The organism is Amycolatopsis sp. lyj-109 (assembly GCF_046548995.1).
Lineage (GTDB): Bacteria > Actinomycetota > Actinomycetes > Mycobacteriales > Pseudonocardiaceae > Amycolatopsis.
On sequence record NZ_JAJPWR010000004.1, the window covers coordinates 344,465 to 359,312 of the forward strand.

The 14,848-nt window shown below is 69.8% G+C and carries 17 protein-coding genes; 12 read left to right on the plus strand and 5 right to left on the minus strand.

Annotated features, from left to right (window positions below):
• Positions 1-7: 7 nt before the first annotated feature.
• The 8 genes from ACLJQF_RS11405 to ACLJQF_RS11440 all read left to right on the plus strand — a co-directional run bounded on the left by ACLJQF_RS11405 (position 8) and on the right by ACLJQF_RS11440 (position 6,377).
• Positions 8-1,621: a regulator gene (locus tag ACLJQF_RS11405; RefSeq protein WP_410608228.1), complete on the plus strand. Its 1,614-nt coding sequence runs from the start codon at positions 8-10 to the stop codon at positions 1,619-1,621.
• A complete protein-coding gene (gene hpxZ, locus ACLJQF_RS11410; protein WP_410608229.1) occupies positions 1,618-2,043 on the plus strand; it encodes an oxalurate catabolism protein HpxZ in 426 nt (141 codons plus the stop codon). Before ACLJQF_RS11405 ends, hpxZ begins: the two co-directional genes overlap by 4 nt.
• A gap of 295 nt (positions 2,044-2,338) precedes the next feature.
• The gene (locus ACLJQF_RS11415; RefSeq protein ID WP_410608380.1) at positions 2,339-2,929 is read left to right on the plus strand and encodes a sulfite oxidase-like oxidoreductase; all 591 of its coding nucleotides are present in this window, start codon (positions 2,339-2,341) and stop codon (positions 2,927-2,929) included.
• Positions 2,899-3,621 (plus strand): ferredoxin reductase, encoded by a 723-nt coding sequence (locus ACLJQF_RS11420; RefSeq protein ID WP_410608230.1) that lies wholly within the window; start codon positions 2,899-2,901, stop codon positions 3,619-3,621. The genes ACLJQF_RS11415 and ACLJQF_RS11420 overlap by 31 nt, the downstream gene beginning before the upstream one ends.
• 1 nt (position 3,622) lies before the next feature.
• A complete protein-coding gene (locus ACLJQF_RS11425) occupies positions 3,623-3,889 on the plus strand; it encodes a DUF6510 family protein (protein ID WP_410608231.1) in 267 nt (88 codons plus the stop codon).
• 127 nt (positions 3,890-4,016) lie between these two features.
• Positions 4,017-5,021, plus strand: a complete 1,005-nt coding sequence (locus tag ACLJQF_RS11430) for a helix-turn-helix domain-containing protein (RefSeq protein WP_410608232.1) — start codon at positions 4,017-4,019, stop codon at positions 5,019-5,021.
• Complete coding sequence (locus tag ACLJQF_RS11435; protein WP_410608233.1) at positions 4,990-5,451, plus strand: cupin domain-containing protein; 462 nt, start codon at positions 4,990-4,992, stop codon at positions 5,449-5,451. The genes ACLJQF_RS11430 and ACLJQF_RS11435 overlap by 32 nt, the downstream gene beginning before the upstream one ends.
• A complete protein-coding gene (locus ACLJQF_RS11440) occupies positions 5,448-6,377 on the plus strand; it encodes an NADP-dependent oxidoreductase (RefSeq protein ID WP_410608234.1) in 930 nt (309 codons plus the stop codon). Before ACLJQF_RS11435 ends, ACLJQF_RS11440 begins: the two co-directional genes overlap by 4 nt.
• A 35-nt stretch (positions 6,378-6,412) precedes the next feature.
• Here ACLJQF_RS11440 and ACLJQF_RS11445 read toward each other — a convergent pair whose 3' ends face one another.
• From ACLJQF_RS11445 to ACLJQF_RS11465, 5 genes are read right to left on the minus strand one after another with little or no spacing between them, the layout of a single operon-like run.
• A complete protein-coding gene (locus ACLJQF_RS11445) occupies positions 6,413-7,360 on the minus strand; it encodes a quinone oxidoreductase family protein (protein WP_410608235.1) in 948 nt (315 codons plus the stop codon).
• A complete protein-coding gene (locus ACLJQF_RS11450; protein WP_410608236.1) occupies positions 7,357-8,682 on the minus strand; it encodes an alpha/beta hydrolase family protein in 1,326 nt (441 codons plus the stop codon). Before ACLJQF_RS11450 ends, ACLJQF_RS11445 begins: the two co-directional genes overlap by 4 nt.
• A 19-nt stretch (positions 8,683-8,701) precedes the next feature.
• Positions 8,702-9,007, minus strand: a complete 306-nt coding sequence (locus tag ACLJQF_RS11455) for a hypothetical protein (RefSeq protein ID WP_410608237.1) — start codon at positions 9,005-9,007, stop codon at positions 8,702-8,704.
• Positions 9,004-9,408, minus strand: a complete 405-nt coding sequence (locus ACLJQF_RS11460) for an SCP2 sterol-binding domain-containing protein (protein ID WP_410608238.1) — start codon at positions 9,406-9,408, stop codon at positions 9,004-9,006. Before ACLJQF_RS11460 ends, ACLJQF_RS11455 begins: the two co-directional genes overlap by 4 nt.
• Positions 9,405-10,670, minus strand: a complete 1,266-nt coding sequence (locus ACLJQF_RS11465; protein WP_410608239.1) for a cytochrome P450 — start codon at positions 10,668-10,670, stop codon at positions 9,405-9,407. The genes ACLJQF_RS11460 and ACLJQF_RS11465 overlap by 4 nt, the downstream gene beginning before the upstream one ends.
• Positions 10,671-10,939: 269 nt before the next feature.
• Between ACLJQF_RS11465 and ACLJQF_RS11470 the strand changes: the two genes are divergently transcribed.
• The 4 genes from ACLJQF_RS11470 to ACLJQF_RS11485 all read left to right on the plus strand — a co-directional run bounded on the left by ACLJQF_RS11470 (position 10,940) and on the right by ACLJQF_RS11485 (position 14,837).
• Positions 10,940-12,247, plus strand: a complete 1,308-nt coding sequence (locus ACLJQF_RS11470; RefSeq protein ID WP_410608240.1) for an amidohydrolase family protein — start codon at positions 10,940-10,942, stop codon at positions 12,245-12,247.
• Between the two features lie 134 nt (positions 12,248-12,381).
• Complete coding sequence (locus ACLJQF_RS11475) at positions 12,382-12,816, plus strand: cupin domain-containing protein (RefSeq protein ID WP_410608241.1); 435 nt, start codon at positions 12,382-12,384, stop codon at positions 12,814-12,816.
• A 138-nt stretch (positions 12,817-12,954) separates the two neighbouring features.
• Complete coding sequence (locus ACLJQF_RS11480; RefSeq protein WP_410608242.1) at positions 12,955-14,028, plus strand: methyltransferase; 1,074 nt, start codon at positions 12,955-12,957, stop codon at positions 14,026-14,028.
• Positions 14,025-14,837 carry an LLM class F420-dependent oxidoreductase gene (locus ACLJQF_RS11485; RefSeq protein WP_410608243.1) on the plus strand — a complete coding sequence of 271 codons (813 nt, stop codon included), beginning with the start codon at positions 14,025-14,027 and terminating at the stop codon, positions 14,835-14,837. The genes ACLJQF_RS11480 and ACLJQF_RS11485 overlap by 4 nt, the downstream gene beginning before the upstream one ends.
• The last annotated feature ends 11 nt before the right edge of the window (positions 14,838-14,848 follow it).

The following is a 14,848-nucleotide window of genomic DNA, read 5'->3' on the forward strand; positions in this document are numbered from 1 at the left end:
ACCGGTCATGTCCATCTTCACGCGCGCCCGCAGCCGCTCCGATTCCGATGTCGAACTGCCGTTGTGGGTCAGCGGTGACCTCAACGCCTTCTTCGGTCTTGGCTTCAACGTCCTGGTGAACGTCCTGGTGCTCTCCGGATTGTGCCTGGGCGTCGCGAAGATCTCGTCGGGCGACGTGTACGGGGTGATCCTGCCGGCCCTGGGCATCCAGCTGCTGATCGGCAACGTCTACTACGCCTGGCTCGGCCGACGCCTGGCCCACAAGGAGAACCGCACCGACGTCACCGCCATGCCCTACGGGCCCAGCGTGCCGCACATGTTCATCGTGACGTTCGTGATCATGCTGCCGGTGTACCTGCGCACGAACGACCCGATCAAGGCGTGGCAGGCGGGTCTGGCGTGGTCGTTCATCATCGGGCTGATCGTGCTGGCCGGTGCGTTCGTCGGCCCGTACATCCGGAGGTTCACGCCGCAGGCGGCGATGCTGGGCACGCTCGCCGGCATCTCCATCGCCTTCATTTCGATGCGTCCGGCCGGCCAGATGTGGGCGGCCGCGTGGATCGCGCTGCCGGTGTTCGCGTTGCTGCTCATCGGTTTCTTCGCCGGTGTGAAGCTGCCGTTCGGCATCCCGATCGGCCTGGCCGCGCTGGTGGTGGGCACCGGCATCGGCTGGATCGGCGGCTACATGCACCCTGCGGACGTGTCCGCGGCCGTTCACGACATCGTGGCCGGCCTGCCGTCGTTCCAGTTCGACCTGCTGGGGCACGGCCTGTCCGAGATCGGCCCATTGCTGGCCACTGCCATCCCGTTGGGCATCTACAACTTCACCGAGGGCATGACCAACGTGGAGAGCGCCGCTGCCGCCGGCGACAACTTCAACCTGCGCAGCGTGCTGCTGGCCGACGGCATCGGCGCGATCGTCGGCTCGGCGCTCGGCTCGCCGTTCCCGCCCGCTGTCTACATCGGACATCCGGGCTGGAAGGAGGTCGGCGGCCGCACGGCGTACTCGATGCTGACCGGCGTCGTCATCGCGCTCATGTGCTTCGGCGGCCTGTTCGGTCTGCTCAGTGCGCTGCTGCCGGTGCCGGCGATCGTGCCGATCCTGCTGTACATCGGCCTGCTGATCGGCGCGCAGGCATTCCGGGTCGTACCGCGGCCGCACGCGGTGGCGGTGGTCATGGCCATCATCCCCAACGTCGCGGCCTGGGCGACCGGCCAGATGGACAACGTGCTGTCGGCGGCAGGCACCAGCGCGGCCAAGGTCGGTGAACCCGCCCTGGAGAGCGCGGGCGTGGTCTACCAGGGCCTGCACCTGCTCGGCGACGGCGCCATCCTGGCCGGACTGGTACTCGGCGCGATCACCGCGTTCCTCATCGACAAGCAGTTCTGGTGGGCCGCCGGATACGCGGCGGCCGGCGCGGTGCTGTCGTTCGTCGGGTTGATCCACGCCGAGCAGGTCGGCTGGAACGCGGGTGGCGGTCAGGTCGCGTTGGGCTACCTGTTCTTCGCCGTGGTCTGCGCGGTGTTCGCAGTGTTCCACCGCGAGCCGACCTCCGACGCCGAGCCGCAACCGCTCGCCACGGACCTGATCGACGCGAAGCCCGCGGCATCCGCCTCATGAACACCACCGGCAGGATCGCCGGCAACGGGACCACCGGCCCCGTTGTCGACGATCCAGCGGTGCACGCCGAGGTGTCGGCGGCCTTCGCCCGCTACGAAGCGGCGCTGTCGGCCGGCGACCACGCCGTGCTGAACGAGTCGTTCTGGGCCAGCCCGGCCACCGTCCGGTTCGGCATCGCCGACCACCAGCAGGGCATCGACGAACTGCGCGCGTGGCGCGCCACCCAGGGACCACTCGACGGCCGGGCCACCCAGAACACCCGGATCACCACCTTCGGCACCGACACCGCCGTGGTGACCACCCTGTTTCACTACCCGGGCCGGCCGGTCGTGGGCCGACAGAGCCAGACGTGGGTACGGATGCCTGCCGGCTGGCGAATCGTCAGTGCACACGTCTCGGAAATCAGCACCGAGATCGACTAGTACCACAGGGACAGTTCTTCGGTCGGCGTGGCCGTGGTGGCTGGTCTGCCGGGACAGGAACGGCCAACTCACCGCTCGCAGCAGCCAACTCACACACCGGAACGGCCAACTCACCGGGCACGCAGGTGAGTTGGCCGCTGCGGTTGGCGAGTTGGCCGCTGCGGTTTTCACCGCAGCAGAGGCGTCCGCAAAGACATCAGGGACTCACGACGGGTGTGGGTCCCCGATCCGCTGGTGCGCCGGGCATCCGGCGTGGGTTAGATTGAGCGCCCGACGAAAGGGGGATGGCGTGGCCGTGTTCAGCCGGGCGTTCCACGGGCGTCGAGAGCAGGACCCCGCCCTGCCGCCGGGTCAGTACCTCACCGAGGACTTCCCCGTCCTCTCGGCCGGGCCGACCCCGCCGGTGTCGACCGGCGACTGGTCGTTCACGGTCACCACGGAGAGCGGCGAACGGCATGCGTGGACGTGGGCCGACCTGATGGCGCTGCCCGCCGAAGAGCCGACCGTCGACATCCACTGCGTCACCCGCTGGTCGAAGTTCGGCACGACGTGGCGTGGCGTGTCGCTCGACGTGCTGCTGGAGGACGTCGAGACCGCCGCGGACTACGTGCTGGTGCACAGCCACGGCGGCTACACCACCAACCTGCCGCTGGAGGACGTGCTCGACGGCAAGGCGTGGCTCGCCTTCGAGTTCGAGGGCGAGCCCTTGGAGCCGGTGCACGGCGGCCCCGTCCGGCTGCTCGTGCCGCACCTGTACTTCTGGAAGTCGGCCAAGTGGATCAGCGGGCTGCAGCTGATGCACGACGACCAGCCCGGGTTCTGGGAAGAGCTCGGCTACCACAACTACGGAGACCCGTGGCGGGAACAGCGCTACGACGGCGACTAGGCCACCGCCGGCTGACCGCCCGGCTCGTCGCGATCCGCGACGAGACGGCCACCGCGCGCACCCTGCGGTTCGCCGTGCCGGGGTGGCCGGGACACCTCGCCGGGCAGCACGCCGACCTCCGGCTGACGGCCGAGGACGGCTACACCGCACAGCGCAGCTACTCGCTGTCCGCCCCCGCCGACGGCGAGTTCGTCGAACTGACCGTGCAGCTGGTCCCCGACGGCGAAGTCTCGCCCTACCTCGTGCGCGACATCGAGGTCGGGGACGAGGTCGAGGTGCTCGGCCCGCTCGGCGGCTGGTTCGTGTGGCGGCCGGAGCAACCCGGCCCGGTGCTGCTGATCGGCGGCGGCTCGGGGATCGCCCCGCTGAGGGCGATGCTGCGCGCCCGCTCGGCGGCGAGCCCGCCGTTCCGGCTGCTCTACTCGGTCCGGACCCCTTCGGACGGCTACTTCGCCGGCGAGCTGGACGGCCCGGAGGTGACCGTGCTGTACACCCGGGAGGCGCCGGACGGCGTCGAGCGCACGCCGCACCGGATCGACGTGGCGGACCTGACCGCGTACGGGCTGCCGGCCGCGGAAGAACCGACCTGTTACGTGTGCGGGCCGACGTCGTTCGTCGAGACGGTCACGGGCCTGCTGATCGACGCGGGCCACGACCCGGCCCGCGTGCGCGCCGAACGCTTCGGAGGGTGAGATGACCGACGGACACCTCGACGGAAACGTCCTGGCCGGGCCGCTGAGCAGCGTGTTCACCGCCGAGGTGAGCACCGCGGTCGCGGCGTGCGCGGGCTGCGGCCGATCCGGCCCCCTCGCCGCGGCCCGCGTGTTCGGCGCACCGATGGGCTATGTCGCCCGGTGCCCCGGCTGCGACCAGGTCCTGCTCCGCTACGCCGAAGCCCCGGCCGGCACCACGCTCGACATGCGCGGGATCGCCACGCTGCGGCTGACCACGGCGGACTGACGCTCGTCTTCCGCGGCGCGGTCCCGGTGACGAGGGCCGCTACGCACCGGAGTTCACCGTCTCGCCCTTGACGGCCTGCGCCCGTCGAACGCCGTGCCCACCGGAGTGCCGGCGCTATCGTTGACTGGTGATCGGCAACCTTGAGACCTTTCAGGACGAGCTGGCCGCCAGCGGGTTTCCGTCGCTGGTCAACAAGCAGGCCGGGCCCGGCTTCCGTGGCCGGATCGCCACCCGTGACCTCGGGCCGCTGCGGCTGGTCTCCCTCGCCACGCCCGAGAGCTCCTGCATCGGGCGGGAGCGCGCCGCCTCCGACGGCGAGAACCTGGCGATCAAGGTGATGACCCGGGGCCGGACGCGGATCGAGCAAGGGCGCGGCGAAGCCGAACTCGGGCCGGCCGACCTGGTGCTGCTCGATCCCACGCGCACGATCCGGTTCGAGAGCACCGCCGCGGCGCACGTCACCATCCTGGTTCCGCGCCGGGAGCTTCGGATCCGGCCCGCGCAGCTCGACCGGCTCATCGGCGTACGCATCGACGGCAGGCACGGTCCGGGCGCTCTGGTCTCCGTGCTGGTTCGGGAGTCGGCGCGGTTGGCGACCGAGTTCCGCGAGGCGGAGGCGCTGAGGTCGGCGGCGGCCGTCGTCGAGCTGATCGCGGTCGCGCTGGAGGCCCGGCTGGGCGACGGACAACCGGTCCCGGACGAGCGGCTGCGGGACCGGATCGCCGGCTACATCGAGGCCCGGCTGGCTGATCCCGATCTGTCCCCGCCCGGTATCGCCGCCGCCCACCACATTTCCGTACGCCGGCTGCACAAGCTGTTCGAGGATCAGCCGCTCACCGTCGCGGCCCTGATCCGCCGTCGCCGCCTCGAGCGCTGCCGGGCCGAGCTGACCGGAAGCGGACGTACGGTCACCGCCGTGGCCGCCCGGTGGGGATTCTCCGATCCCACCCATTTCAGCAAGCTCTTCAAGGCGACGTACGGCTACAACGCCCGTGCACTGGTCACCAGCAACCGTGCACGGGCGACCAAGACGCGCACAGCCGGCCCGGAACAGGATGGTGGTCACCAAGGTCGGCAACAGAGCAATAGATGGGAAAGTCGTGGCGAAGGTGAACATCGTCCGCCCCGGTGAGGGCGAGATCCTCGGCAGCGGGGCGCAGCAGATCCGGATCCTGGAGAACGGCGAGCACACCGACCACCGGCTGGGGTTCGCCGAGGTCACTATTCCCCCGGGCACCCCGAGCCCGTTGCAGCACCGCCACGCCCAGCACGACGAGGGCTTCTACGTGCTGGCGGGAACGTTCCGGTTCACCGTCGGCGAGGACCACTACGACGCCGGGCCGGGCACCTGGGTCATCGTGCCGACCGGGGCGCCGCACACGTTCGCCAACGTCGGCGCCGAGAACGCGGTCATGCTGAACACGTTCACGCCGGACCTGTACGTGCAGTACTTCCGCGACTTCAAGGCCATGATCGATTCCGGGCAGCCGGTCAACGCCGAGACCATGAAACCGCTGTGGCAGAACTACGCCACCGAGATCTCGGACGAATACGCCTCGTGAAGCGCCTTCAGTACGACCGCTACGGCGGCCCGGAGGTGATGCGGCTCGCCGAGTTCGAGCCACCACGCCCTGGTCCGGACGAGGTCCGCGTCCGCGTCCGGGCGGCGGCTTCCAACGCGCTGGACTGGAAGATGCGCAACGGCGAGATGAAGCTGATGACCGGTCGCTCCTTTCCCCGGGCGATGGGGCACGACTTCGCCGGAGTCGTCGAGGCGGTCGGCGCAGGCGTCACCCGCCTGAAGGCCGGCGACGCGGTACTCGGCGTGGCTCGGTTCCGGCAGGCGGGGGCGTTCGCCGAGATGGTGACGGCCCAGGAGAAGGCGGTCGTGCTCAAACCGGTGGACCTTTCGTACGAGCGGGCCGCCGCGCTGCCGACCGTGGGCGTGACCGCCTACCAGGCCACGGCGGATGTCCGGCCCGGGCAGGCGGTCTTCGTCAACGGGTGCCTGGGCGGGGTGGGCCGGGCGGCCGTCCGGTTCGCCCAGGCGCGGGGAGCCTCGGTCGCGGGCAGCTGCCGTGACACCTCGGCTGACGAGGCCCGCGAGCTCGGCGTCGAACCTGTCGTGGGTTTCGGCTTCGACCCGGCCGCCCTCGCGGGACGGTTCGATCTCGTCTTCGACACGCCCGGCATCCTTCCCTTCGCCGCGGCCCGAACGCTGCTGAAGCCCCGCGGAACCATCGTCGACATCGTCCCGACCCCGGCCAAAATGCTCAGGAGCGCCCTGCCCGGACCGTTCCGGGCGATGATGGGCCGGCCGGTGACCGCCGACCTGGAGGAGGTGGCCCGGACCCTGCGCCTGCCCATCGCCCGCACGGTCCCGTTGGCCGAGGCGATTCAGGCCCTGACGGAGCTGGAGCGCGAGCGGCGCCCGAAGGGCGGCAAACTGGTCATCGCCATGGCCGGAGGCCAAGCCGGGCCGAGTTAAGGGTGTCTCGTGACTGCTCTTGGTGGTGACCACTACTACGGGATCAGGACCGTCCGGGTGCCCTTCTGGTCGAGGTTCCACACCTCCTGGACCTGCGCCAGCGGGACCCGGTTGACGTCGATCCGCAGGTCGCCGCCCGCCACGAGGTCCAGGACCCGGCCGAGGAGCCGGGCAAGATCCGCGGCGGGCGGCGCGTTGCCGGTGCCGAAGCCGACGACTTCGAGGCCGCTGCTGCGCAGGATCTCGGCCGGCAACGCCACCTGCGCCCCGGCCATGGTGCCGACCTGGATCAGCCGGGTGCGCGAGAACCTCAGCTCCATATCGCTGCTGCCGAGCGTGCTGATGAAGACTTCCGTCGGCCGGCCCCACAGGTAGTCCACGACGACGTCGAAACCGCCTTCGGCGCGGAAGGCCGCGCGCAAGGCGTCCTCGGGCTGGTCGAGCCGGATGGTCGCGTCGGCGCCGAGTTCACGCAGGGACGCCAGCACGCGGGGGTTGCGGCCCGCGCCCACGACCCGGCTCGCGCCGAGGCGCTCGGCGAGCTGAACCGCGATCCGGCCCGCGACTCCGGTCGCGCCGAGGACGAGCACGCGCTCCCCCGCCCGCAGCTTCGCGCGCCACTCCAACGCGGCCCACGTCGAGACGCCCGGGTTCTGGATCGCCGCGGCCGGCTCGTCGTCGAGGCCGTCCGGGATGGGCGTGCACCACTCCCGCCGGGTCACCGCCCGCTCGGCCATGGTCCCGCCGGGTGAGCGGAACAGGACGCGCAGGCCGTCCGCGAGCCGGCCGACGGCGAGCGTGCCGCACACCGCCGGCAGCTCGGCGCGTGAAGCGAAGTGCGTCCCGGCCGCGAGGACCCGGTCCAGGTTCGTCAGCGGGCACGCCGTCACGTGCACGATTTCCTGGCCCTCGCCCGGAACCGGCTCGGGGACGTCCTCGAAGCGCGGAAGCTCGCCGAGGGCGTGCAGGACCGCGGCCTTCACGCCAGCCCGGTTTCGGGGCCGTCCTTGAACAAGGTCTGCGGGTCGAGGGGCGCGCCGTAGTTGTAGTACCGCTCCTCGCCCCAGGGCTCGATGTGGCTGCGCCCGAAGGAGTCGATGGTGACGTGCCGGGACGCGAGCGGGTTGCCCGCGGCCCGGTCGGCGAGCCAGTCGGCGACGGCGAGGAAGACGGCCGGGCCGAGCCTGCCGGAGGTGCGGGTCACCGGCGCGTGGTGCTCGCCCGTGTAGAACAGCAGTTCCTTGGGCCCCGGCACCTCGTTCAGGTGATCGTAGGTTTCCGCCGGGTCGCACAGCGGATCGTCCTCGCCCATGACCACCAGGTACGGCATGGCGATCCGCTCGCCGAGCCCGGCGACGGTCATCGTGGTCAGCTTCGCCTCGAGCTCGTCCACGCTGGAGGTGCCGGTCATGTACATGAAGCGCTGCCGGAACGTCGGCGAGTGCATGGTGAGCATGGTGGTGTTGCCGGGGTCGAAGCACGTGAACATCACCGCGCACGCCGAAAACCGCGGCTCGGCGGCGGCCATCTGCGTGGCCCAGAACGAACCCTGGCTCACTCCGCAGAGCATGACCCGGGCCGGATCGATCTCCTGCCGCGCCGCGACGAGCTCGTAGGCGGCGGTGCCCACCTGCCCGTACTCGTCGGGGTCGTACCAGATCTCCCGGACCAGCGAAGTACCCTGCCCGGGACCGTCGAAGGACAGCACGGCCATGCCGCGGCGCAGGTAGCGGTCGGCGGACGCGAAGACGTTCATCTCCTTGAAGCCGTCCATGCCCGACAGCATCACCACGCACGGCAGGGCTCCCGGCTTGCCGACCCGGCCGGCCGGCAGGTGCAGCCAGCCCGCCAGCGTCCGTCCCTCGTAGGGGATCTCGACCGGTTCGATGTGGTGGTCGGCGGTGGCGGTGTAGGCGGTGTAGCAGTCGACCTTCTTCTGCTCGAGGACGACGTTGAGCTCGGTGTTGGCGAAGATCGGCCACTGCGCGCCGCCGTAGAGGATCGCGGCCGTGAAGTAGTCGTCGCCCGCGGAAACCGGGTGCTCGGACTGCAGTTGCCCGGCACCGCGACGTTCGAAGTGGTGGGCGAGCTTGACCATTTCCCGGGTGAAGTCGTCGAACTTGCGGATCGAATGCTGCAGCCCGAGGACAGCGCCCTTGTGGTCGGCGCTGACCGGAGCCGAGAGATAGTGCAGCCGGTCCTGGTCCCATTCCGGGCCGAGCACTTCGATGACCAGGTCCAGCAGCCACCGCTGGTCGGCGAAGCGGGGGTCGCGATGGGCGAGGGCGTGCGGGTTCACGGGCATGGTTACGCGCTCCGGTCGACTAGTCTTCGGTGTTCACCGAGACGGCCTGGTAGGGGAACTTCTGCTGCCACTTCCGCACGAACTCGCCCACCGGCGGGTGCGTCAGGTACTTCTGCAGCGACGCCAGGTCGGGGTAGCGCATCTGCGCCATCGCCGAAGGGACGAACGCCGGTGCGACGTGGGTCGGCAACGGGATGCTGGGCTTGTGCACGTAGGACTCCACCAGGTCCGAGGCCAGCGCCATCGCGGTGCCCTCGCGGAAGAACTCCGCGCGGTCGGCCTCGGTCATCTCGTCGGGGAACGCGAAGAAGATCGTGTGCGTCACCATGAGGTCCGGCCCCACAGGTCGGCGACGAACAGGTGGTAGGCCCCGGACTGGAACACGATCATCAGCTCCAGCAGCTTCGCCTTGTCCCCGGTGACCGCGAACTGCCCGGTGACGAAGGCGGTCGCGGCGTGCAGATCGCCGGACTGGAAGTCCACCAGATCGCGGTAGGTCGCGGTGATCGCCAGATCGGGGTCGGCGATCCGGCCGCGACCGGCCTTGACGATGATGCCCTTCTCGATCCGCAGGTAATAGTCCACTGTAGACTCGGGAGTGTCCGTGGCGTGGAACTGGACCCGGACGTTCACGTGCGGGATGGGCTGCTGGTTCGCCGAGGCCAGGTTTTCCATCTCGGCCAGGTACGCCTCGGACAGGAACCGGACTTTCGTCTGCGTGGTCATCGCGGGTCCCCGTTCTCGGCGAACCGGATCGGCAGGGATTCGACCTGCGGGAAGGCCACCCGCGGCCGGTGCCGCAGCGGCTCGGTGATCTCCAGGTCGCGGAACCGGTTGAGCATCGCCGGGAAGACCGTCTCGGCCTGCAGGTTGGCCAGCCGCCAGCCGAGGCAGAAGTGAATCCCCAGCCCGTAGGCCATCGGCGAAGTCCCGGTCCGCGTGATGTCGAACCGGTCCGGGTCCGGGAAGTGCTCCGGGTCGCGGTTGGCCGCGGCGATCCACACCATGACCCGCGAACGCGCCGGGATCTCGACGTCGCCGAGCCGCACCGGCCCGGTCGTCGTCCGGGGGATCATGTGCGCCGAGGGCTCGTAGCGCAGGACTTCCGTGACCGCCTGACCGAGCAGCTTGGGGTCCCGGCGCAGCAGCTCCGCCTGATCCGGGTGCTCGATGAACAGCCGGATGCCGTTGGTCATGAAGAACGTGGTGGTCTCGCTGCCCGCGGCGATGATCATGTGGCACATCTGGACCAGCTCGAAGAAGTCCAGCCGCTCGCCGTCCTCGTCGACGGCGTCGATCAGCGCGGAAAGCAGGTCGTCCTCCCGCTTGGCCTGCCGACGGCGCACGAGGTCGCCGAAGTAGTCGTCCAGGAACACCGCCGCTTTGTCGGCCGTGCGCAGTTCCGAGGCGGTCATGCCCGGCTCGAACACCCGCTGGAAGTCCCGGATCTTGTCGCGCAGCAGCGGCGCCTGCTCCTGCGGGACGCCGACGAGCTGAGCCATCACGCTCAGCGCGAGCGGGAAGCAGACGTCGTTGCAGATGTCGCCGCCGCCCGCCTCGGCGAGCGGGGCGATGAGCTCGTCGAACCGGCGCTCGATGTAAGCCCGGTGCTCCATCACCCGCTTCACGGTGAAGGCGCGGTTGACGATCCGGCGCAGGCGGGAGTGGTTCGGCGGATTGGCCCACAGCATGTTCGCGGCCAGCTTGCCCAGCGCCGGGTGCTGGTCCCACTCGCCGGCGAAGCGGCCCGCCATCCACGTCTCGATGTCCTTGTCGACCTCTTTGCCGCGCAGGAACTCGTCGACGTCGTCGTACCGGGTGAGCACCCAGGTGCCCATGCTGCTGCGGTGCACGGGCGCGGCCTTGCGGAGCCGGTGGTAGCGCGAGTACGGGTCGACCAGCCCCTCCGGGGAGAACAGGAGCTCCGCGAACGCTTCGTTCGCGGCATGCTCCGCGACGGCGTCCGGGGCGGCGATATGGGTGGTCATCGTGGACTCCTCGATCGGGTGAATTCAGGCCGTGCCACGTGCCGGAAGCATTCACTAATCCGAACACAGACCGATACCATTCGTCGTCAATTGCGTTCACCGATTTCAAACGGCACGGTCGACGTCGCTGGAGCCCAGGATGAAGCCCGAGGTTATAGCGCCACTCAAGTACGGCTAACCCGGTCGGCAATTTATTCCGGTGCTTTCATGCTGCCGTTTCACCGTGCTAGCTTCGAAGAAATTCTTCGCACGAGCATGGGAGGTGTGCAGTGGAATCCTTGCTGCTGCGCAACGGGTTGGTCATCGACACCGAACCGACGCCGATCGCGCGTCACAACTGCGACGTACTGATCGAAAACGGCCGCATCGCCGCGGTCGGCCCCGGACTGCCCACCCCGGCGGGCACGACCGTGCTGGACGCCACCGACCGCATCGTGCTGCCGGGCTTCGTGGACACCCACCGCCACGTCTGGCAGGCCGTGCTGCGCTCCATCGCGGTCGACATGGACCTGCCCGAGTACTTCACCCTGGTGCGCCAGCAGCTCGGCCCGCGGTTCCGGCCGGAGGACGTGCTCGCGGCGAACACGCTCGGCGCGCTGGAGTGCCTCGACGCCGGCGTCACCACCGTGCAGGACTTCGCCTACGCTCGTGCGGACCGCGTCACCCCCGACGGCTACGTGGCCGGCGAGTCGGACTACGACTACGCCGAGGCCGCGTTCGAAGGACTGCGCACCGCCGGCGTCCGCGCGGTCTTCGGCTACCTGCTCACCCCCCAGGACACCGCCGCGGTCCGCCGGGCGCACGCGCTGTTCGGCACCGATGCCCCGCTGCTGACCATGGTGGCGGCCTCGCTCGGGCCGTCGAACCAGCACGTGGAATCGATCGTCGCCGACTGGAACCTGGCCGACGAGCTGGGCTTGTCGCTGGTGACGCACATCGGCAGCGGCCCGGTCAACGAACGGCCGATCGAGTTGTTGCGCGACAACGGCCTGCTCCGCCCGGACATCCTGTACGTGCACGGCAACGACCTGTCCGACGACGAACTGAAGATGATCGGCGACTCCGGCGCCGCGGTGTCCGTCACCCCGGCGGTGGAGGCCCGGCTGGGCCACGGCGGCCCGCTGCTCGGCAGGCTGCGCACCGCGGGCGCGAACACCGCGCTCGGCGTCGACGTGGTCACCACGGTGGGCGGCGACATGTTCTCGGTGATGCGCGCCGGCCTGCTGACCAGCTACCTCGCCCCCGGCCCGCACCTGACCCCCGGCGACCTGCTGCGGATGGCCACCCTGGACGGCGCGAACGCGCTCGGTCTCGGCGACCAGGTCGGCTCGCTGAAGGTCGGCAAGCAGGCCGACGTGGTGCTGCTGCGGGCCGACGACCTGAACCTGGCGTGCGCGCACGACCCGATCGGCAGCGTGGTCACCGCCGCGCACCCCGGCAACGTCGACACCGTGCTGGTGGCGGGCAAGGTCGTCAAGCGGGACGGCAAGCTGGCCGGCCACGACCTCGCCGCCGTGCGCGCCAAGGCGCGCGAGGCCGCGGACCACGTCGCCGCCCAGCCGGTCCCCGCCGCTTGAGCAGTGCTCTAACGCGGGGCGCCACCATCGGGGGCAGGGGCAGCGTCGCTCCCGGGAAACAATCGGCAGAACAACGTCCGAACACCGAATCGCCCAATGCTGACGAGGTCATCGTGGAACGATCGAAACCATTTGTGCTGGAGCCGTCCGAGGCCCGCCCGAATTCGCAAGGTGGTACGGGTTACACGACCGCCTTCAAGCTTCTCGGCCGGGACACCGCGGACGCGTTCAGCCTTCTCGAATGGCATCTTGAACCGTGGCAGGAAGGCCCCGGTCTGCACCAGCACAATTTCGACGAGGCATTTTACGTGCTGCGGGGGCAGGTGGTGTTCCAGATTCGCGGCGAGCGCCACGTCCTCGGCCCTGGGCAGCTGGCCTGGATGCCCCGCAACACCCCGCACTCGTTCTCCAACGCGGGCCCGGAAGCGGCCTCGGGCCTGACCGTCTCGACGCCCGGTGGCCTGGAGAACGTCTTCGCGAAGCTCAACGCGGGCGAACCCGCGCCGCCGGAGTTCCAGGTGCAGCACCTCGGCCCGCCCGTCCGCGCCGCGGGCTCCCCTGGGGCCTGACGCGACCTTCCCCATCGCCCAGGATCGACATCACCCCCAGGCGAGGAACGGTCCTTTCGTTGCGAAACCCGCAGGGAAAGGACCGTTCCTCGCGCCGGAGACCGCCGCGAACCACCTCACCCGAAGGGAACACCGCACATGTCCGCGAAGGCCACGCTCGACCGGTTCACCGATTTCATGGTGGGACCCGCGAGGTTCATGAACCTGCTGAGCTGTTTCGAGCTCGGCCTGATCGACGCCATCCGCCGGCAGGGCGGACGGACCGCGGCCGAGCTCGGCGCGGCCGTCGGCACCACGCCGGACGCGGTGGAACAGCTGCTGCTCCTGCTGGTGAAGGAGGGCTTCGTCGCCCAGGACGAGGCCACCGGCGGGTACTCCCTCGACGCGCTCGCCGACGTCGCGGAGGCCGACATCCAGCGGGTGCTCAAGCTGCTGGACATGATCAAGGTGACCATGCTCCGGCAGGTCTTCTACCTGACCGAAAGCGTGCAGACCGGCACCATCGTCGGCCTGGAGAAGCTGTACGGGTTCACCGGCGGCACCCTCTACGACGCCGTGGCCGAGCACAAGGATCTGCGCGAGTCGTGGGCGACGCTGATGGACAACGTCACCGCCCACATCGACCCCTGGTTCTTCGACAAGATCGACATCCCGGACGGCGCCCGGGTCCTCGACGTCGCGGGGAACACCGGCCTCGGCGCGATCCTGACGCACAAGCTCAAGGCGTCGCCCGGACTGCACGTGACCACCTTCGACCTGCCCGAGAAGGAGAAGGAGGCCCTGGAGAACTTCCGCTCCCACGGCCTCGAGCAGGAGTGCTCCTTCGTCGGTGGCGACGTCTTCAAGACCCTCCCCGACGGCTACGACGTCGCCCTGATCAAGCACTTCCTGGACATGTGGGACAAGGAGGAGGTGCGCAAGATCCTCCGCGGGGTTCACGCGGCGCTGGTCGACGGCGGATCGGTGCACATCCTTGTGCCCGTGTACCCCGAGAACACCCGGGACTCCGCCGCCGTCGACGTCGACTTCTTCCCCGCGTTCTTCCTCGGCTGCACCATGGGCCAGGGCGGACCGCAGAAACTGTCGACCTACTGCGAACTGCTGCGGGAGTGCGGGTTCGAAGTCACCAAGACCGTGACCCAGGACCCGGCCCGGCTCCTGCCGGGCACGTTCGTCGTCCACGGGATCATGTCGGCGAAGAAGATCGCGTGACCCGACCGGTCCGCGCCGCCGCGCACGTCTGGCCCGGCGGCGCTCCGGACTACCGGAGCTGGCGGGCCGCGGTGCTGCGGGCCGAGGAGCTGGGCGCCGATGTCGTGCTCGGCTACGACCACTTCCACAAGCCCGCGGTCCGCCGCACCGCCACCGGGATCGCGCTCGAACCGGTGCAGCCGGACGTCAGCAACTTCGAGGCCTGGACCGCGCTGGCGTCGTGGGCGGAGATCACGACCAAGGCCGAGATCGGGCTGCTGGTCACCGGGATCGGCTACCGCAACCCCGACCTGCTCGCCGACATGGCCCGCACGGTCGACCACATCAGCGGCGGCAGGCTGATCCTCGGCGTCGGCGCCGGCTGGTACGAAAAGGACTACCGGGGTTACGGCTACGACTACGGGACGCTCCGCTCCCGGATGGACCTGTTCACCGAAGGCGTGCAGCGCATCGAGCACCGGCTCGAGAACCTGAACCCGAAGCCGCTGCGGCAGATCCCCATCCTCATCGGCGGCGCCGGCGAGCGCCGCACCCTGCCGCTCGTGGGGAAACACGCCCACATCTGGCACAGCGGGCTCGATCTCGAGAAGTTCCGCACCAAGAACGACATCGTCAAGCAGCACGCCGCCGCGGCGGGCCGCGACGACAGCGCGATCGAACGGGCCACCAACTGGACCACCGCGGCCAGGGCCGACGAGCTGCTCGCCGAGGGCATCACGCTGCACGTCACGGAACTCAAACCCACCGACGAGGGTTACGACTTCACGGCACTGACCGGACTGCTGGCCTGGCGCGACGCCAACCGGTAGCAAATCGTTGA